Source organism: Streptococcus sp. CCUG 71758, from assembly GCF_011714815.1.
Classification (GTDB): Bacteria; Bacillota; Bacilli; order Lactobacillales; family Streptococcaceae; genus Streptococcus; species Streptococcus halitosis.
This window is the reverse complement of sequence record NZ_RXXO01000001.1, coordinates 549,121-568,568: the sequence shown is the minus strand read 5'-3', so window position 1 is coordinate 568,568 and position 19,448 is coordinate 549,121. Positions and strand designations below refer to the sequence as shown.

19 protein-coding genes and 2 pseudogenes are annotated in these 19,448 nt (G+C 37.9%); 19 read left to right on the top strand and 2 right to left on the bottom strand.

Going from position 1 to position 19,448, the window contains the following annotated elements; genetic code table 11:
- Positions 1-123: 123 nt before the first annotated feature.
- Entirely contained in the window at positions 124-306 is a 183-nt protein-coding gene (locus EKB01_RS02860; RefSeq protein ID WP_001117397.1) for a 4-oxalocrotonate tautomerase, read from the bottom strand.
- 122 nt (positions 307-428) lie between these two features.
- Between EKB01_RS02860 and EKB01_RS02855 the strand changes: the two genes are divergently transcribed.
- The 12 genes from EKB01_RS02855 (at position 429) to EKB01_RS02800 (ending at position 10,953) form a co-directional block, all read left to right on the top strand.
- Entirely contained in the window at positions 429-1,019 is a 591-nt protein-coding gene (locus EKB01_RS02855) for a thymidine kinase (RefSeq protein ID WP_000068121.1), read from the top strand.
- On the top strand, positions 1,016-2,095 hold the full coding sequence (gene prfA / locus EKB01_RS02850; protein WP_001028808.1) for a peptide chain release factor 1: 1,080 nt from the start codon (positions 1,016-1,018) through the stop codon (positions 2,093-2,095). Before EKB01_RS02855 ends, prfA begins: the two co-directional genes overlap by 4 nt.
- Positions 2,095-2,931, top strand: a complete 837-nt coding sequence (prmC, locus tag EKB01_RS02845) for a peptide chain release factor N(5)-glutamine methyltransferase (RefSeq protein ID WP_167265615.1) — start codon at positions 2,095-2,097, stop codon at positions 2,929-2,931. The genes prfA and prmC overlap by 1 nt, the downstream gene beginning before the upstream one ends.
- Positions 2,915-3,517: an L-threonylcarbamoyladenylate synthase gene (locus EKB01_RS02840; protein ID WP_002877612.1), complete on the top strand. Its 603-nt coding sequence runs from the start codon at positions 2,915-2,917 to the stop codon at positions 3,515-3,517. The genes prmC and EKB01_RS02840 overlap by 17 nt, the downstream gene beginning before the upstream one ends.
- 1 nt (position 3,518) lies before the next feature.
- Positions 3,519-3,950, top strand: a complete 432-nt coding sequence (locus EKB01_RS02835) for a GNAT family N-acetyltransferase (RefSeq protein WP_000942952.1) — start codon at positions 3,519-3,521, stop codon at positions 3,948-3,950.
- 58 nt (positions 3,951-4,008) lie between these two features.
- Entirely contained in the window at positions 4,009-5,265 is a 1,257-nt protein-coding gene (gene glyA, locus EKB01_RS02830; protein ID WP_000575497.1) for a serine hydroxymethyltransferase, read from the top strand.
- Positions 5,266-5,272: 7 nt separating this feature from the next.
- Positions 5,273-6,247, top strand: coding sequence for a nucleoid-associated protein (locus EKB01_RS02825; protein ID WP_162279074.1), 975 nt, complete (start codon positions 5,273-5,275; stop codon positions 6,245-6,247).
- Positions 6,247-6,849 (top strand): lysozyme family protein, encoded by a 603-nt coding sequence (locus tag EKB01_RS02820; RefSeq protein ID WP_025169555.1) that lies wholly within the window; start codon positions 6,247-6,249, stop codon positions 6,847-6,849. Before EKB01_RS02825 ends, EKB01_RS02820 begins: the two co-directional genes overlap by 1 nt.
- An 86-nt stretch (positions 6,850-6,935) precedes the next feature.
- Positions 6,936-7,910, top strand: coding sequence for a DUF1002 domain-containing protein (locus EKB01_RS02815; RefSeq protein WP_001227381.1), 975 nt, complete (start codon positions 6,936-6,938; stop codon positions 7,908-7,910).
- Positions 7,911-7,984: 74 nt separating this feature from the next.
- On the top strand, positions 7,985-9,346 hold the full coding sequence (gene rlmD / locus EKB01_RS02810) for a 23S rRNA (uracil(1939)-C(5))-methyltransferase RlmD (RefSeq protein WP_167265613.1): 1,362 nt from the start codon (positions 7,985-7,987) through the stop codon (positions 9,344-9,346).
- A gap of 325 nt (positions 9,347-9,671) precedes the next feature.
- On the top strand, positions 9,672-10,157 hold the full coding sequence (locus EKB01_RS02805; RefSeq protein WP_033584222.1) for a type II toxin-antitoxin system antitoxin SocA domain-containing protein: 486 nt from the start codon (positions 9,672-9,674) through the stop codon (positions 10,155-10,157).
- Entirely contained in the window at positions 10,150-10,953 is an 804-nt protein-coding gene (locus tag EKB01_RS02800; protein ID WP_050589083.1) for a hypothetical protein, read from the top strand. Before EKB01_RS02805 ends, EKB01_RS02800 begins: the two co-directional genes overlap by 8 nt.
- 29 nt (positions 10,954-10,982) lie before the next feature.
- Here EKB01_RS02800 and EKB01_RS02795 read toward each other — a convergent pair.
- A pseudogene (locus EKB01_RS02795) lies at positions 10,983-12,088 on the bottom strand (IS3 family transposase).
- 104 nt (positions 12,089-12,192) lie between these two features.
- Between EKB01_RS02795 and EKB01_RS02790 the strand changes: the two are divergent.
- The 7 genes and pseudogenes from EKB01_RS02790 to EKB01_RS02760 all read left to right on the top strand — a co-directional run bounded on the left by EKB01_RS02790 (position 12,193) and on the right by EKB01_RS02760 (position 19,339).
- Entirely contained in the window at positions 12,193-12,717 is a 525-nt protein-coding gene (locus EKB01_RS02790) for a hypothetical protein (RefSeq protein WP_000031285.1), read from the top strand.
- A gap of 2 nt (positions 12,718-12,719) precedes the next feature.
- Entirely contained in the window at positions 12,720-14,081 is a 1,362-nt protein-coding gene (locus EKB01_RS02785; protein ID WP_167265611.1) for a hypothetical protein, read from the top strand.
- Between the two features lie 298 nt (positions 14,082-14,379).
- Positions 14,380-14,736 (top strand): annotated as a pseudogene (locus EKB01_RS02780) (ATP-grasp domain-containing protein); the annotation flags it as partial.
- A 457-nt stretch (positions 14,737-15,193) separates the two neighbouring features.
- Entirely contained in the window at positions 15,194-15,862 is a 669-nt protein-coding gene (locus tag EKB01_RS02775; RefSeq protein ID WP_156025218.1) for a hypothetical protein, read from the top strand.
- 34 nt (positions 15,863-15,896) lie between these two features.
- Positions 15,897-16,130: a helix-turn-helix transcriptional regulator gene (locus EKB01_RS02770; RefSeq protein WP_033585399.1), complete on the top strand. Its 234-nt coding sequence runs from the start codon at positions 15,897-15,899 to the stop codon at positions 16,128-16,130.
- A gap of 12 nt (positions 16,131-16,142) precedes the next feature.
- Positions 16,143-18,962: a DUF4268 domain-containing protein gene (locus tag EKB01_RS02765; protein WP_081730838.1), complete on the top strand. Its 2,820-nt coding sequence runs from the start codon at positions 16,143-16,145 to the stop codon at positions 18,960-18,962.
- Positions 18,963-19,024: 62 nt separating this feature from the next.
- Positions 19,025-19,339 (top strand): TfoX/Sxy family protein, encoded by a 315-nt coding sequence (locus EKB01_RS02760; RefSeq protein WP_033585194.1) that lies wholly within the window; start codon positions 19,025-19,027, stop codon positions 19,337-19,339.
- Positions 19,340-19,448: the final 109 nt, after the last annotated feature.

Below are 19,448 nucleotides of genomic sequence, written 5' to 3'. Positions count from 1 at the left end.
TGTATTTCTTTTCTTAGGATATGGTATCCAAGCATCTCTTCAAATTGTAACAAATTTAAACTATTTCTTCAATGGATGCTACTTGTAGATTGAAAAAGCCTAAGCAATTCTGCTTAAGCTAGCTTATTTGGTGCGCATTTCCCCTTGTGGGAAGTAAGTTCCTTCTGGCATATCATTGATGATGACATGGACGGCAGATTGAGGTGCTCCAGTGTTGCGGACAATAGCTTCCGTTACTTCCTTAGCAAGGGCTTTCTTTTGCTCGAGCGTGCGTCCCTCAAATAAATCGATGCGTACAAATGGCATAATAGCTTCCTCCACTAGTTTTTGATTTCTTCTATTTTACCACATTTTGCCGTTTAAAGCTTCAGAAAATTATGATATACTAGAATGTAGCAAAAATTTAGAAATGGACGTGAATTAGAAGCATGGCACAGTTGTATTATCGTTATGGGACCATGAACTCTGGTAAGACGATTGAGATTCTCAAGGTGGCCTATAACTATGAGGAGCAAGGAAAGGGAGTTGTGATTATGACTTCGGCTCTGGATACGCGTGACGGTGTTGGCTATGTGTCGAGTCGAATCGGCATGAAACGCCCAGCCATTGCGATTGAGGAAACGACGGATATCTTTGGTTATATCCGAGACTTACCTGAAAAACCTTACTGTGTGTTGGTCGATGAGGCCCAGTTTCTCAAGTGTCACCATGTTTACGACCTAGCTCGTGTTGTTGATGAGTTAGATATACCTGTCATGGCTTTTGGTTTGAAGAATGACTTTCGAAATGAGTTGTTCGAAGGTTCAAAATACCTCTTGCTCTTAGCAGACAAGATTGAAGAAATCAAGACCATCTGTCAGTACTGTAAGAAAAAGGCGACCATGGTGTTGCGTACGCAGGATGGTGTGCCAGTCTATGATGGCGAACAAATTCAGATCGGTGGAAATGAAACCTATATCTCAGTTTGCCGTAAACATTATTTTGCGCCTGAAATCAATAAGGAGAATGAAGAAAAATGAACATCTATGATCAACTACAAGCTGTAGAAGACCGTTATGAAGAACTAGGAGAATTGCTGAGTGACCCTGATGTCGTTTCAGACACCAAGCGTTTTATGGAGCTTTCAAAAGAAGAGGCTTCAACTCGTGATACGGTAACAGCCTACCGTGAGTACAAACAAGTCATTCAAAACATCGTTGATGCTGAAGAAATGATTAAAGAATCAGGCGGAGATGCGGACTTGGAAGAAATGGCCAAGCAAGAGCTGAAAGATGCCAAGGCTGAAAAAGAAGAATACGAAGAAAAACTGAAAATCTTGCTCCTTCCAAAGGATCCAAACGATGATAAGAACATCATCCTTGAAATCCGTGGAGCAGCCGGTGGAGACGAAGCAGCACTTTTCGCCGGAGACCTTCTAACTATGTACCAAAAGTATGCGGAAGCCCAAGGCTGGCGCTTTGAAGTCATGGAAGCCTCTATGAACGGTGTCGGTGGTTTCAAAGAAGTGGTTGCTATGGTTTCTGGTCAGTCTGTATACTCTAAACTCAAGTACGAATCAGGTGCCCACCGTGTGCAACGTGTCCCTGTAACAGAGAGCCAAGGCCGTGTACACACTTCGACAGCGACAGTCCTTGTCATGCCTGAAGTGGAAGAAGTAGAATACGATATTGATCCAAAAGACCTTCGTGTTGACATCTACCACGCATCTGGTGCTGGTGGTCAGAACGTCAATAAGGTTGCGACTGCCGTGCGTATCGTTCACTTGCCAACCAATATCAAGGTTGAGATGCAGGAAGAACGTACCCAGCAGAAAAACCGTGAGAAGGCCATGAAAATCATCCGTGCGCGTGTTGCTGACCACTTTGCACAAATTGCCCAGGATGAACAAGACGCTGAGCGTAAGTCTACTATTGGTACTGGTGACCGTTCAGAACGTATCCGTACTTACAATTTCCCACAAAACCGTGTCACAGACCACCGTATTGGCTTGACCCTCCAAAAACTAGATACGATTTTATCCGGTAAATTGGATGAAGTTGTGGATGCTTTGGTTCTTTATGACCAAACACAAAAATTAGAAGAATTAAACAAATAATGAAATTAGCTCAATTATTTTCAGATTTTGAAGAAGAGTTGATAAGACAAGGAGAGGAAGCAGAAAGCCTCTCTTTTGTCTATCGTAGCTTAAAAAATCTCTCTTTTACGGACTTTGTCTTTGCTCTTCAACAAGAGGTAACAGAGGAAGAAAAACAATTTGTAGAAGAAATTTACCAGCAGTTAGTGGCTCACAAACCGGCACAGTACATCATTGGTCACGCAGATTTTTTTGGAATGCAGTTAAAAGTAGATGAGCGGGTTTTGATTCCTCGTCCAGAAACAGAAGAGTTGGTGGAACTCATCCTAGCCGAAAATCTTGAGACGAACCTTTCAGTTCTTGATATCGGAACAGGTAGTGGCGCCATAGCTCTTGGATTAGCAAAAAACAGACCAGATTGGTCAGTGACAGCAGCAGATATTTCCCAAGATGCCTTAGAGGTTGCATCAGAGAATGCTAGAAATCAAAATTTTAATATATTTTTTAAAAAATCTGATTGTTTTGCAGAAATTTCTGAAAAATATGATATAATTGTATCCAATCCACCCTATATCTCTCGTGAAGATGAGTCAGAGGTTGGTTTGAATGTTTTACATTCGGAGCCTCATCTAGCTCTCTTTGCAGATGAGGATGGCCTAGCTATTTATCGTAGAATTGCGGAAGATGCAAAAGACTATTTCACAGATGGTGGTAAGATTTACCTTGAAATTGGATACAAGCAAGGTCAAAGTGTTCCTGCGCTTTTTAGGAAACATCTTCCTGAAAAACGAGTACGAACACTCAAGGACCAATTTGGTCAAGATAGGATGGTTGTAGTTGATGATGGACAGGATTAGACAAGAGTTGGAAAAGGGCGGAGCTGTTGTTCTACCAACCGAGACAGTTTATGGTCTTTTTGCTAAGGCCTTAGACGAAAAAGCTGTTGACCATGTTTACCAACTCAAACATCGTCCTAGAGATAAGGCGCTCAATCTTAATGTCGCTTCTATAGAGGACATCTTGCACTTTTCAAAGAACCAGCCAACTTATCTACAAAAACTTGTAGAGACCTTTTTACCAGGTCCCTTAACCATTATCCTAGAAGCCAATGACAGAGTTCCCTATTGGGTCAATTCTGGTCTTGCAACGGTGGGATTTCGGATGCCCAGTCACCCCATTACACTGGATTTGATTCGAGAGACAGGACCCTTGATTGGGCCGTCTGCCAATATCTCGGGTCAGGCAAGTGGAGTGACCTTTGCTCAAATTCTAGAAGATTTTGACCAAGAGGTTCTGGGTCTGGAGGATGACGCTTTTCTAACTGGACAGGATTCGACTATTTTGGATTTGTCTGGAGACAAGGTGAAAATCCTACGCCAAGGGGCGATTAAGCGAGAAGATATTCTTGCACAGTTGCCAGAGATTTCTTTTGAGGAGGAATGAGATGCTAAGAGATTTGCAAGAAACAGATGTGAATGCTATATGTGAGATTAACCAAGAGGCTTTGGGCTACTCTTTTAGTCCAGAGGACACAGCTAGTCAACTAGCTAGACTGTCTCAGGATTCCCATCATTTCCTACTTGGTTATGAGGATGCAGCTAGTCATATCTTGCTTGGATATGTCCATGCTGAAGTTTACGAATCACTCTATTCCAAAGCGGGATTTAATATCTTAGGCTTAGCAGTTTCTCCTCAAGCACAAGGGCAAGGTATCGGTAAAAGCTTACTGCAAGGGTTGGAGGAAGAAGCCAAAAGACGTGGCTATGAGTTTATCCGCTTAAACTCTGCTGATCATCGTCTGGGAGCTCATGCATTTTATGAAAAAGTTGGTTATACTTGTGATAAAGTGCAGAAACGGTTTATTCGCATCTTTTAGTTTATTTTCTTATTGGAAAAAAACTAAAGGACCAGTTACACTATAAAGGAGAAGACCTATGATTTTTGACAAAGATGATTTTAAAGCATACGATGCTGATCTCTGGAATGCTATTGCCAAAGAAGAAGAACGCCAACAAAACAACATCGAGTTGATTGCTTCGGAAAACGTGGTTTCCAAGGCTGTTATGGCAGCTCAAGGGTCTATCTTGACAAACAAATATGCCGAGGGTTACCCAGGACGCCGTTATTATGGTGGAACTGATGTAGTAGACGTGGTAGAAACTCTAGCTATTGAACGTGCAAAAGAAATTTTCGGTGCTAAATTCGCCAATGTTCAACCTCACTCAGGAAGCCAAGCCAACTGTGCGGCTTACATGGCCTTGATTGAGCCAGGTGATACCGTTATGGGGATGGATTTGGCAGCGGGTGGGCACTTGACTCACGGAGCTCCTGTCAGTTTCTCAGGTCAAACATACAACTTTGTGTCATATAGTGTGGATCCTGAAACGGAACTCTTGGACTTTGATGCTATCTTGAAACAAGCTCAAGAAGTAAAACCAAAATTAATTGTAGCAGGTGCTTCAGCCTATTCTCAAATTATCGACTTCTCAAAATTCCGTGAAATCGCAGATGCTGTTGGGGCTAAGCTTATGGTAGATATGGCCCATATCGCTGGTTTGGTTGCAGCTGGTCTTCACCCAAGTCCAGTGCCATACGCTCATATCACGACAACAACGACCCACAAAACTCTTCGTGGACCTCGTGGTGGCTTGATCTTGACAAATGATGAGGATCTAGCTAAGAAAATCAACTCAGCTATTTTCCCTGGTATTCAAGGTGGTCCTTTGGAGCATGTTGTGGCGGCTAAGGCGGTTTCCTTCAAAGAAGTTTTGGATCCAGCCTTCAAGGAATATGCTGCTAATGTCATCAAAAACAGCAAAGCTATGGTTGAAGTCTTCTTGCAAGACCCTGATTTCCGTATCATTTCTGGTGGTACTGAAAATCACCTCTTCCTAGTGGATGTCACTAAGGTTGTTGAAAACGGAAAAGTTGCTCAAAACTTGCTGGATGAAGTCAATATTACCCTAAATAAAAACTCAATTCCATACGAAACCTTGTCACCATTCAAGACAAGTGGGATTCGTATCGGATCTGCAGCCATCACTGCACGTGGATTTGGTGAAGAAGAAAGCCGTAAAGTGGCTGAACTCATCATTAAAACTCTTAAAAATGCAGAAAATGAGGCTGTCTTAGAAGAAGTGAGAAGCGCAGTCAAAGAATTGACAGATGCCTTCCCATTATATGAGGACTAATACTTTTATGGACATTTATATTAAGAAAGCCATTATCCATCAGTTCAGCCCGGATGATACCGAGTTGTTTCTAGCGGATAAGTTTCTCAATATCACACCAAAAATCGAAGAATACTTGCGCAAAAAAATCGAACGTGTGTATTCAGATGAAGCCAAGACTGGGATTTTCGAAGAAGAAAATCCCTTCTTCAATCACATTACTGACGATTTGTTGGAGACATCAGTAACACTGGCTAATCTCTGGAAAGAGGAGTTTAGCATTTCTGAAAATCTCAAGACCAATGACTTGATTTTTGTGCAGTTTTCTAAAGAAGGCGTTGAACATTTTGCTTTCTTGCGAATTGCCTTGCGGGAAACCTTGACCCACCTCGGTGGAGAAGATGACAACCCAATTAAGCTAACTCAGAATAACTTGCCTGGATTTGGAACGGGGGCTGATGAGGCCTTGGTGGTCAATCTTCAAAGTCGCAAGTACCACCTGATAGAAAAAAGAATCAAGTATAATGGCTCTTTTTTGAACTACTTTTCAGAAAATCTCCTAGCTGTCGCGCCTAAGATCTCTCCCAAGAAATCCATCAAGGAATTGGAAAAAACGGCTCAGAGAATTGCAGAGTCCTTTAACACAGATGACTTTCAGTTTCAATCCAAGGTTAAATCAGCTATTTTCAACAATCTTGAAGAAAGCAATGAATTGTCACCTGAAAAATTGGCTAATGACCTTTTTGACAACAATCTGACAGCTCGTCTAAGCTTTATCGACCAAGTCAAGGAAGCTGTACCAGAGCCAGTCCAGTTCGATGAAATTGATGCCAGTCGTCAGCTCAAGAAATTTGAAAATCAAAAACTTTCCTTGTCAAACGGAATCGAACTCATCGTTCCCAATAACGTCTATCAAGATGCGGAGTCTGTTGAGTTTATTCAAAATGACAATGGAACCTATTCTATCTTAATCAAAAATATTGAGGATATTCAAAGTAAATAATGTTTAAATTTATACGAAGAATGCTAGTGCTAGCAGTCCTCCTTTTTGCTGGTTATAAAGTTTACCGAGTTCACCAAGACGTCAAGCAAGTCATGACTTATCAACCTATGGTTCGAGAAATCTTGAGTGAAAAAGATACTCCAGCCAATGAAGAGCTTGTGCTCGCCATGATTTATACTGAAACGAAGGGAAAAGAAGGGGATGTTATGCAGTCTAGTGAGTCTGCAAGTGGCTCAACCAACACTATCAATGATAATGCCTCCAGTATTCGTCAAGGTATTCAAACTCTAACAGATAACCTCTATCTGGCTCAGAGCAAGGGGGTAGATGTCTGGACCGCTGTTCAAGCCTATAATTTTGGACCTGCCTATATAGACTTTATCGCTCAGAATGGCAAGAAAAATACACTAGCACTGGCCAAGCGTTATTCCCGAGAAACAGTCGCTCCAATCCTTGGGAATACCACGGGGAAGACCTACACCTATATCACCCCTATTTCTATCTTTCATGGAGCCGAACTCTATGAAAATGGTGGAAATTATTACTACTCGAGACAGGTACGCTTTAACTTGTATATCATGAAATTCTTTAATTTCTTCTAAACATCTGGTTTTACCAGGTGTTTTTCACTATAAGCTTTCTTTAAGATTGTTTTATTACCCTAGAAAGGTAAAGGAGGGAATACCCTATGAGAAAGAAATTCTTTCTAACAAGCGCTGCAGTTTTGTGGGCAGCAACAGCTATGACTAGTGTCCACGCAGCAACCGATGTTCAAAAAGTAATCGATGAAACCTATGTACAACCTGAATATGTTCTTGGCTCTTCACTAACGGAAGACCAGAAAAATCAAACACTTAGAAAACTTGGCTATGACGTATCGAAAGATACCAAAGATATCAAAACCATGACACCTGATATCTATTCGAAAATCATGAATGTGGCTAATGATGCTAGTTTACAGCTCTATTCGTCAGCCAAGATTCAAAAGCTAGGTGATAAATCACCTCTAGAGGTCAAGATTGAAACGCCTGAAAATATCACCAAGGTGACGCAGGATATGTACCGTAACGCAGCAGTTACCTTGGGAGTGGAGCATGCCAAAATCACAGTTGCAGCTCCTATTCCAGTTACAGGTGAGAGCGCTCTAGCTGGAATTTACTACTCGTTAGAGGCCAATGGTGCTAAAGTTCCGCAAGCCAATAAAGATCTGGCTCAAGAGGAGCTAAAAGCCTTGTCCGATATCAATGCTGAAAACAAGGACAAGTCAGGTTACGATGCCAATAAGCTCAATGCGGCTATGACAGATATCAAGGCAGGAATCGCAAAGGCAAAAGAAGCCAAAGGTAATTTGACAGAAGAGGATGTTCGCAAAATCGTTGAAGACACGCTAAAAAACTACAAACTCGATCAGGTTATAACAGGAAATCAGGTCAATATCATCATCAATTTTGCACTTAATCTCTCAAAGAGTGACATTTTGAACAATGCTGATTTCACTAAAACTCTAAATGACCTCAAGGAAAGCATCGTTTCCCAAGCTGGAGATAGTTTTAAAAATATCAACCTCAACTTTGATGCCAATAAAGCGCTAGAAGAGGGGGGCAACTTTTTGAGCTCCCTTTGGCAAGCCATTGTCAACTTTTTCAAGAGTTTTGGTGCTTAGGTCATTTCATGATATAATAGATGGTAACAGAAATGTTGCCGTCTTTTTTTGTCGGCCGATAGAAAGTGAAAAATATGTTAAAGAAAAATGATATTGTAGAAGTTGAAATTGTCGATTTGACCCATGAAGGTGCAGGGGTTGCTAAGGTAGATGGTTTGGTTTTCTTTGTAGAAAATGCTCTACCAACTGAGAAAATCCTCATGCGAGTCCTTAAAGTCAATAAAAAGATCGGCTATGGAAAAGTTGAAGAATACCTTACTTACTCTCCACATCGTAACCAAGACCTTGACCTAGCTTATCTACGCTCAGGTATCGCTGATTTGGGGCATCTTGCTTATCCAGAGCAGCTCAAGTTTAAAACCAAGCAAGTCAAAGACAGTCTCTACAAGATTGCTGGTATTACAGATGTAGAGGTTGCTGAAACACTTGGTATGGAGAATCCTGTCAAGTATCGAAATAAGGCACAGGTGCCCGTTCGTCGAGTGAATGGTATCTTGGAAACTGGATTTTTCCGTAAAAATTCGCATGACCTCATGCCTCTTGAAGATTTCTTTATCCAGGATCCTGTTATTGACCAAGTCGTAGTAGTTCTACGCGATTTGCTTCGTCGTTTTGATTTAAAACCTTATGACGAAAAGGAACAGTCTGGCTTGATTCGAAATCTTGTGGTGCGTCGTGGTCACTATTCAGGACAAATCATGGTCATTTTAGTAACAACTCGTCCGAAAGTTTTTCGAGTAGAGCAGTTGATTGAACAACTCATCAAGCAGTTTCCAGAGATTGTGTCTGTCATGCAAAATATCAACGATCAGAGCACCAATGCGATTTTTGGCAAGAAGTGGAAGACTCTTTATGGTCAAGACTATATTACGGACCAGATGTTGGGAAATGACTTCCAAATCGCTGGCCCAGCCTTTTACCAGGTCAATACTGAAATGGCAGAGAAGCTTTATCAGACAGCTATTGATTTTGCAGGATTAAAAGTAGATGATGTGGTGATCGATGCCTACTCAGGGATTGGAACGATTGGATTGTCCGTTGCGAAGCATGTCAAAGAAGTCTACGGTGTTGAAGTGATTCCAGAAGCAGTGGAGAATAGCCAGAAGAATGCTACATTAAATAATATCACAAATGCCCACTATGTCTGTGATACTGCTGAAAATGCTATGAAGAATTGGCTCAAGGAAGGTATCCAACCAACCGTTATCTTGGTTGATCCTCCACGTAAGGGATTGACTGAGAGCTTTATCAAAGCAAGCGCTCAAACAGGAGTAGACCGTATTGCTTATATCTCTTGTAATGTCGCAACCATGGTGCGTGATATCAAACTCTACCAAGAATTGGGTTATGAATTGAAGAAAGTCCAGCCGGTGGATCTATTTCCGCAGACGCATCATGTTGAGGCAGTAGCGTTGATGTCAAGGGAGGATAAATAAAGGCTGAAAAGTGGCGTATTTTCGTTTTTTGTAAGGTTGTTATCATCAGAGAAGCCTGACGGGAAGCTCGGTTTTCTTATATGGAAATATATCTACTAATCGAATTTGCCGAGGCTCAAAAATAAGTGGTACGGTTTAGGCTGTGGATTAGATGTCAGGAGTTGTGATAGTGATTTGGATAACAAGGCTGACCGTAGTTCAAGCCACTCTATATTAAGGGGTAGCCTCGGCAGTGGAATAGATGACAACAAAATTTTAAAAATGTTCACCCAAAACATATAAATAGTGATATAATAAATAGTTATAAAGGAGGGAGGTAGAGACAATGAGCTATAAAGTTTTAGATGTATGTCGTCATGTGATTAATTATAGCAATGAGCACGACTACGGAATCTCAAATTTAAAACTTCAGAAGGTACTTTATTTTATTCAGGCTTATTTTCTGACAAAAAAGAAAGACCACACTCCTTGTTTTGATGAGAAAATTGAAGCATGGGATTTTGGACCAGTTGTGCCAGAAGCATACCATGAATATAAACAGTATGGAAGTGGAGATATTCCTACGATAGAATCTTTTATTATGTTTGATGAAGATGATGTTTGGAATTCTAAAAGAGTTGAGTTTGAGGACACAGCAATTTCGGATGATGATAAATCTCTTATTGATAAAGTCGTAGATAAATTTGCAGATTATTCAGCGACAGACCTTGTGTCATTGACGCACAGACAATCGCCATGGATCGACGCATACACTCCGTATCAGAATAACGAGATAACAATCAAGACAATAAGGGAGTATTTTAATGGCTGATGCTAATTTGGATGTATTGCTCCGAACGACAGATAATACAATAATATCGCTGGAGCAGTCAAAAAAATTTACATACACCAAAAGAAAAATTAACAGTATTTGTAAAGCATTGTCTCTAAAGACTCAGAATTACGAGCCACAAAAAACAGTCGAAAATATAGAATCATATATTTCATCAAGCAACAAGTTAGACAGAATCCTTTATTCGGAGATAAGTAATTATGTCTATTCATTGGAAATGTCAGAACGAGGGATTTTTGCTACAAATTTAGAAAAGTTGTTGCTTTATTCACTTGATGATAAAAATGATGTAAATGATGACTGTAAGAAGATGATTGTAAAGATTTACGACCATTTTCAGCTGGCATTACATCAGATTGAAAACGTTAATAATATTTTTGCTAATAGTATTGAAGAGGCAAAAGAGAACCTACAAAAGCAAATAAAAGGTGTTGAAAAAGAATATATCTCCATACTTGGGATATTCGCCGCAATTGTATTGGCATTTGTTGGAGGAATAACATTTTCAACATCCGTTCTGCAGAATATTTCTGTGGTAAGCGTATTTAGACTACTGCTGGTAGTTGATTTCTTGGCATTTGTTCTTATTAATGTAATATATATTTTGGTAAAATTTATTTTTACAATTAACGAGAAGGATGCAAAGCTCTTTAATATTAAGGCGTTGAATATTGCATGTTTAGCTATTGCTATAATTATTGTGATTTCATGGACACTCAATGCAAACCAGATTCGAGACTTTATTTCTCAGTTTTTACCTTGGAGTAAATCATAACCATTCGTCTATGTACTGACCCCAAAAAGTTAGAAAAATAATAATTGAAAGGATTCAGTTCTGTATTGTACAGGGCTAAGTCCTTTTAGTTTTACCTTAATTTGTTTATTGTTGTAGTAATCAATATAGTCTACAATAGCTTCTTCAAGGTCTTCTAAAGACCTAAAATTCTTCTCATATCCATAAAACATCTCAGACTTAAGAATGCCAAAGAAGGACTCCATCATACCATTGTCTGAGCTGTTGCACTTGCGTGACATAGATGGTTGGATTCCCTTACTCTCTAGGAACCGATGATAAGAATCGTGTTGGTATTGCCAACCCAACCTTGGTCACTATGGAGAATCATATTCTCGTAGTGTTTCTCTGTAAAGGCCTGTTCCAACATCGTTTTTACTTGTTCTAAATTAGGAGAACAAGAAAGATTAAAATCAATAATTTCGCTGTTAAAGCCATCTAAAACAGGCGATAAATACAATTTCTGCGTGCTATTTGGAATGGCAAACTCTGTCACATCCGTATAACACTTTTTCCTTGGTCTAGATGCTTCAAACTGGCGTTGAATGAGATTCTCTGCTTTCTTGCCAATCTCTCCTTGGTAAGAGGAATACTTCCGTTTCCGGCGAATTCGAGCACTTAAACCAAGGATTTTCATCATACGTTGGACCTTCTTATGATTCATCACAAAGCCACGATTTCTTAGTTCTAAGTGGATCCGACGATAGCCATATTTGTCCTTATGCTCACAATAAATGGCCTGAATTACAGCTTCAAGTTCCTGATTCTTATCCGTTTGCCCTAGATGTTTTAAGTGGTAATAATAGGTCGAACGGGCAAGCTTAATAATCTTTAGAAGAATATCTAAAGAAAACTCTGTTACAAATCCTTGAACAATTTCCGTTTTTCTTTTTCCTCCTTCAAGTAAGACCTTATCAATCATTTCTTTTTTTAGTTCTGGAGAATAATAACAATTCTTACCTTTCTTGACGATTTTTATCCCATAACGGTCAATTAATTTCATCATGTATCTTAACCCAGAAACATCTAAATCAAATCTTTTTGAAAGCTGCTTGAATCTTTGACCTAGCTTTCTAAGTTCATAGATTTGAACTATATACTCATAACTCAATTTCATAATAAAACACCCCAAAAGTTAGATTTTTTCTGTCTAACTTTTATGTTGCAGTTTTTCAATTTATACATGGTATAATTAAAATAATAAAAGATTGAGGATTTTTTATGAGTAAAGAAGCAGTATTTCAAAATGTAGAATCACTACAACAAGTTGTAAACATAATTAATGAAGCAGCGGCAGCTCTTAATGATAAAACACGTACAATAAGAGAGAGTCCAATTCCAGAAGTGTTAGCTGGTGCATTGGGGGCAGGTATTGGTGGGATAGGTTCATTTGCAGCTCTTTATGGTTTAGGTACTGTAGGGTTATCAGCGGCTGGTATTACTTCGGGTCTTGCAGCTATTGGCGGTGTCGTTGGAGGTGGTATGGTAGCTGGAGTGTTTGTAATGGCTGCTCCAGTTGTTGTATTAGCCGGAGGTGGTATATTATTAGCTTCTAATCTAAAAAATAAACAACTTAAACAGGAAAAAGAACGGTTATATAAAGAAGCATTGCAAAAACACGAAGCTATTATACAAGCTCTGAAAACCGAGGCAGATGCTGATAAGGAACGGCTAGATTATCTACAGAGTTTAAATATCCTCCTAACTCAAGCAATAAAGGATCTGAAAAATGATTTAGGTGACTAATAATGAGTAAATTCACTTATTCTGATGAAGAACAAAAATTCAATAATATTTTAACTTATCAAACCAAAGAGTTAGATTTAATAAACAGACCCGATATGTCTATTGCAGAAGAACGTATAGAGGAAAGTGAAAAATTATTGAGAGAGCTAGGCTATACTCTGACTGATCTACCAATAATAGATACCAAAACTAAAAAACAAACTATCGTTGTACCTAAATGGGAAGACTTAGTAGTAAAAGCGGAGTGCGAAGTTGGTTCAATGAATGAACTAGATGCACTCTTCACAAATGAAGAATTGGAACTTAATCAGACAGTTATTCAATCATTGCAGGATGATTTTAACAACATTCATAAACTTGATAAAATTGATATATCGATTTGTGCAGGAGCTGGGATATTAGCAGCGATTGTTGATATTCTTTTAATTGGAATACCTGAGAAAACTCCAAATGGTTTAAAAGGTGGCCCTTTATCTAATTATGTAAGAGATTGGTTCAATCAACGATTCCCTGAAGAAGAAATGGAAAAGTTGGCAAATTCAAAGGTCAGTAAAGTCCCTTTTGACGCTCAAGATAATCGTCATACCAAAGTAAATATTAATGGACTATCTGCTTACTATCATAGATTGTTATCTCTTGGACATGATCCACTTCTTGGTTTAGTGATTGGTGTATGTGATATTCTAAATGGTAAGATGACTACTATTGATAAAACTGGGAAAATAGTTTCTCAATTTATGGAGAACTACACAGATAGAAAAGAAAGTGATATTTTTGCAGCAATAGCGAAGCAGATAATTCATTTTAAATCTGATATTACGACATCAATGGGATTACCTGCACCATTGATGGGATTATTTAATTTGCTTCAGTTTGGAAAAATTGGTGACGAGGATCAAACAATAGCAGAAATAGTACAAGGAATGTATTACGAAGGCTATGATTTCATTCATTTTAGTAGTATGGCTATTTCCACAATGATTATTGAAGTTATAATTAGAATTGGATACGCCCTTAAGAAAATCAACGAAGGACATTCAATAAAAAATTCTATTCCTTTTTCGTTGGATAGAGAGAAACATCCCAAATTACATACGATGCTATTTATTGGACATTCTATAGCCGCATCTGCTAATGCAGGGAAAATCTACTTTACAAAAAATCCAATGACAATAAATTACGCACAATGGATTGCTTTTGCAAAATATTCATACTCTCAGTTAAAGTGGGTGCTTATTGAGAAATCCGAATTGAGAGCTTCATATGTTTCTGATAAGATTTATAAGGAAACTCAGGAAGTTTATGATAAAGTAAATCTTACCTTTAATAACTTCAGTAATGATAGGGTAGTTATATTTGATTAAATTAATAAACTTAGATAAATGGTAAACAATGAAAAAAAGTCTATACAATCTATTGTCAATGATTCCAATATTTGGAACATTTTTAAAATTTTCAAGTAAGGGTGAAATGAGATTATGTAGCTTACTGTATCAAGATTTATTAGATGAAGGGATTAATCCAAATGATATATTCTTACTTCTTGAAAAAAATATCCTGGTGAAGTAGTTACAAGAGACCGTTTCTACGAAGGTTATGGAGAAATACTGGAATCTTTGAACAAAGAGTAATAAGGGAAAGATTATCTGTTATAGATATAATATTAGTTAGGTTGTAACATCCATAGCAGAATGGCGTTGTTTTGTGTTAGATGGTCAAGTATTAGATGTTCGACCCTATACAGGTGAATATCATGCACAATTTGATCCTAGTGTAGTTGATGAAGTGATATCATGTTGGAAAGATGCGCCTATAGCTTATGGGCTAGAAATAGGTGTTACTCGTGATGGAAGAACATTTGTTGTTGAAGTAAATGATGGTTATGCATTGGAAAATTATGGCCTATCTCCTTTAAACTCAATCAATTTTCATAAAGCTATATGGAAAGAAATGGTAAAACCTTATTTTGAAAAAAACGATGTCTTTACTATGCCTGAAAATGAAAATATAAGTTTCTAAAAGGAACAGAAGTAGATCTGTGTGTAACTATACCTAGTAAGTCACTGTTTTTTATTAGTGTTTGATAAAAGAATTTTTTAGTTATCAGACATGTGTACGCGGGAATTATTTTTAAAAACCGGAAAAATTACTAAATAATGTTGATATTGTTTCTTCTTTATGATATATTTGCATTATTAAAGAAAAGAGATGCGATAAACCAATTTTATTAATCCAAAAAGCAAATATAACTAAAATAATCTTATCTTTGAATTCAAATCCGGCATGACACTTGAATTAAAGAGATAATTGAACAAGAACTACGATACGGACACCTTGCAGCAATGCAGGGTGTTTTTCTTATTCATAAAAAATTTACAAGCGAAAAATGTAGAAATATTGAATTTATAAACCAAATGGTTTATACTAAGCTATATGAAGGTGAAATGAATATATAAATATATTGTGGGGAATGATAATGGGATTTGTAAATGAAAATCTAACATATAGAGATGTTTTTGAATTTGATATTGATTTAATGAACTGTATTTTGAATAAATACGAAGATAGCGAAAAAGCTTGGGAAGTATTTTATGAATTTTATAAAGACCCTGATGGATACCCTTTGGAATCTCACAAGTATAAAACTATCGATGGTGTGAAATGTACTTGTGATGCTTTGTTATCTGTAAAACGAATAAAGGAACATGAAGGTTTTAATTCTAATTTTGTAGAAACATTTAAGAATTATCGTAGTAAACCGATTTTTTTCTTTCCTTGTGAAATGGGAGGATTAAACACGTCAAGATACTATAAGTTTTATGACCGGATAGACCATATGTTATTTGATTTGAAAAGAAAATGTGAAGGTAAAACTGATTGTAGATTAGAAAATATTTATACTAAAGCTGGAACTGCAAAATGGCTGGAACACTTTGCGTACGATTTTAATAAAATAGTTGAATGGTACGGATTAGAAAATTCCTTTGTAAGAAAAGAAAATGGAAAATATAGAGTCTTCGATTTGGAAAAAAATGATGGTACATACATAGACAATTATAGTGCTTTTTATTCAAAATCATGGACAGAAGTTTACTATAACAATATAAAAAACAGAATTGATAATTGGATTGAGAAACAATTATAAATGCTTTATTAGTTAAGTGGATGTAGGTCAGCACGTGAAAACATCCGATATGATTAAAGAGTTATGTAATAAAAAGAATATAAGTATATCTGAACTTGCCAGAAGGATTGGACAGACTCCTCAGTACTTTGGAAAGAAACTTAAAAGGGATACGGTTTCACTTGAGGAAATGAAACAGATAGGGGATGTGTTGGAAGTTACATTTGAGCAATCTTTTATTCTGCCTGATGGTGAACAGATAAAAACAAGTAACGAAAGTGAATGTTAGGAGGCAGGAATAATGGCTAATGAACTTCAACCACTATCTCTGTTATTTCAAAACAGATTATTCAGAATACCAGATTATCAGAGAGGGTACGCATGGCAGCAGTCACAACTTGCGGATTTCTGGGATGATCTAATTAATTTGCAGGACGGTAGATATCATTACACGGGCTTACTGTCTCTAAAAAATCTGAAATCGTCCGAGACAACATCATGGGGTAGTGACCTGTGGATGGTGTCGAAAGGATATAAACCTTGCCACATTGTTGATGGACAGCAGAGACTTACCAGCTTTGTCATTCTTCTAAATGAAATCGTAAAGTACTCCAGAACCTTAAAGGAAAATGAAGGTTTATCTGACCGAGACATTGTACTTGGATACGAAACATTAGAGGATGTCATTTCCAAGTATATCTGTCAGCACAGACCACCGAATAAACAGATTACTACATACCTGTTCGGCTATGAGGTGGATAATCCAAGTTCCGATTATCTGCAGTATAGAATTTTCAATGAACCATATTCTGGGACTGTAAATGAAACGTACTATACAAGAAATCTTAAATTTGCAAAGAACTTCTTTAGAGAAAACCTGGTTGCTCTTTACGAGAACGAAGGAATGGATGGCATCAATGAACTGTATCTGAAATTAACTCAGAGATTGATGTTCAACATCCATGAAATCGATGATGATTATGACGTGTTTGTTGCTTTTGAAACCATGAACAATCGTGGTAAGAAACTTACGAATTTGGAACTGCTGAAGAATCGTTTGATATATCTGACAACACTTTATGCTGATGACAAGTTCGATAAGATGGACAAGGATAATCTTCGTAAACAGATCAACGATACGTGGAAGGAAGTTTATTATCAGCTTGGAAGAAATGAAAAGACTCCTCTTTCTGATGATGAGTTTTTAAGAGCACATTGGATAGCTTACTTTGCCTATTCTAGAAGAAAAGGTGATGATTACATCCACTTCTTATTAAATAAGTTCTCAGTAAAGAATATTTTTGAAAAGAAGACCGTTGTTGTATCAGGCGAATTTCCGGCAGTTGTTGGGGATAGTGAGTATGACCCTGATGTTGATATTGAGGACGAACCTGGCGAAGCAGATACCGTTGAGGTTTTTAAATTAGAACCATCAGAGATTTTGAACTATGTATACAGCCTTAAGGACATGGTGAAGTATTGGTATGATACCTTCTTCCCAATGCAGAGCGATAACCTTACTGATGATGAAAAGGTATGGGTTGACCGTTTGAATCGTATAGGAATCGGACACTTTAGGCCTTTAATAATGACAGTGATTGGTCGAAGGGACTTGCCGCCGGAGAAAAGAATCGAACTGTTTACAGCGGTTGAGAGATTCATCTTTATCTGTTTCCGTCTTGGTTACTTTAATGCCACATTCAGAAGCAGTGAGTATTATCGTGCTGCAAGAAGCATTTACCTTAAGGAAATGGACATTGATGATTTGATTAATGATATCAATGATACTACGGAAGCTAATATCGAGTATGCACTTCCGAACTTTATAACAAAGATTGAAAAGCACTTTGACAATAAGGGCGGTTTCTATTATTGGAATTCCATCAAATACTTCTTATATGAGTATGAGTATCAACTTGCCAAGAAGAATAACCTGGATAAGGTAAGCTGGGAGATGTTTACAAAGACGGAAAAGGATAAGGTTTCTATTGAACATATCCTTCCACAGACTCCATCAAAATACTACTGGCGTAATCAGTTCCGCCAGTTTAGTAGTGAAGAGATTGATTTTCTGTCCGGTGCTCTTGGAAATCTTCTTCCTCTTTCACAGAGTATCAATTCTGCATTGCAGAATGACAGCTTTGAAGATAAGAAGACATCCAAGAATGGAGGACGAAGAGGATATCAGAATGGATCGCATTCCGAAATTGAAGTGGCACAGGAGATTGACTGGACAGCAGGTAATATCTATAAAAGAAGTAAAAAACTTCTGGAGTTTATGGAAAATCGATGGAAGTTCAGTTTTACCTCACAGCAGATGGATAAACTTATATATGTTACATGGGTAAACGATGGAAGAGCAATTCCAGCCTCGCTGCCTGAAGAAAAGGAAAAACCTGCTGAGTCATCTAAAAAGGAAAAACAGGTGACAAAACCTGTGGGTGATCTGGGTGAACTTCAGCTTCAATTTTGGGCAAACTTTGTGGATTACTGCAAGGCAGATGGTCGAGATAACGATATTGCACTTAGAAAACCGTTAGCACAGAACTGGTATGATGTTCCTGTGAATGGAGCAGATTATCATCTTTCGTATACAGTGACACGAAGTAAGTACCTCACTTTACTGATCTATGCCTATACCAAGAATGCATTTGAAAGATTGGAAAGTAAGAAGAGTGAGATAGAAGAAATCTTCGGTGACAAGCTAGACTGGTATTCCAGCCGGGAAGGCAGCGAGGCAAAACGCATCATTTACAAGCGTGAGGCTGATGTGTTCAACCCATCAAAGCAGGAGGAATATTTCTCCTGGATGGTCGATAAATGTGATGAACTCAGTAATGCACTTGTTCAGGTCGGTGAAATGGACGAAGAGCCAGTAGAAAAGGATAAATTTTCAAAACTGAAACAGTACCTCGAAGAATGTGGAAAGACTGAACTTACATTATCCTTCGCAGATATTGAGTGCATTATTGGATGTACTCTCTGCAAGTCAGCATATAATTATTCAGCTTACTGGGCACCGTCACCGACACACACGATGCCAAATACAATCCTTGCAGCGGGTTATAAGGTTGCATCAGTAGACTTAATAGGAAAGTCATTGATGCTGCAGAGACAATAGAAAAATCGCATTAACGAAGATTCGCAAAATTTACAAGGTTTATTATGAAGGAGGTAATCATAGTGAATGAATTTAATGAATTTGTTCGTGAGATTTTTTCTGCAGTAGGTGATATTGTCATAAGATCCATGATGGGTGGCTACCTTATATATTTTAACGGTAAGCTGATAGGTGACATTTGCGATAATGAACTATTTTTAAAGAGAACGCCGACATCGGACAAACTTCTTGCAGACTCAGAATTGCGTTATCCGTATGAGGGTTCAAAGACATTGATGTATGCATTCGACAGATTTGAGGATATGGATTTGATTACTGAACTACTGAAAGGTATGTATGCGGAACTGCCAGAAAAGAAACCCAAGAAAGCTAAATGAGACAAACAAGCTTCAGTTTGTTGAATTTAGCAAGGTACAAGTTTTTATGAGATGAAGCCTATAAAATTTGTACGGATACTGTAGGGTAAGAAAAGAAAAAATATTTTCA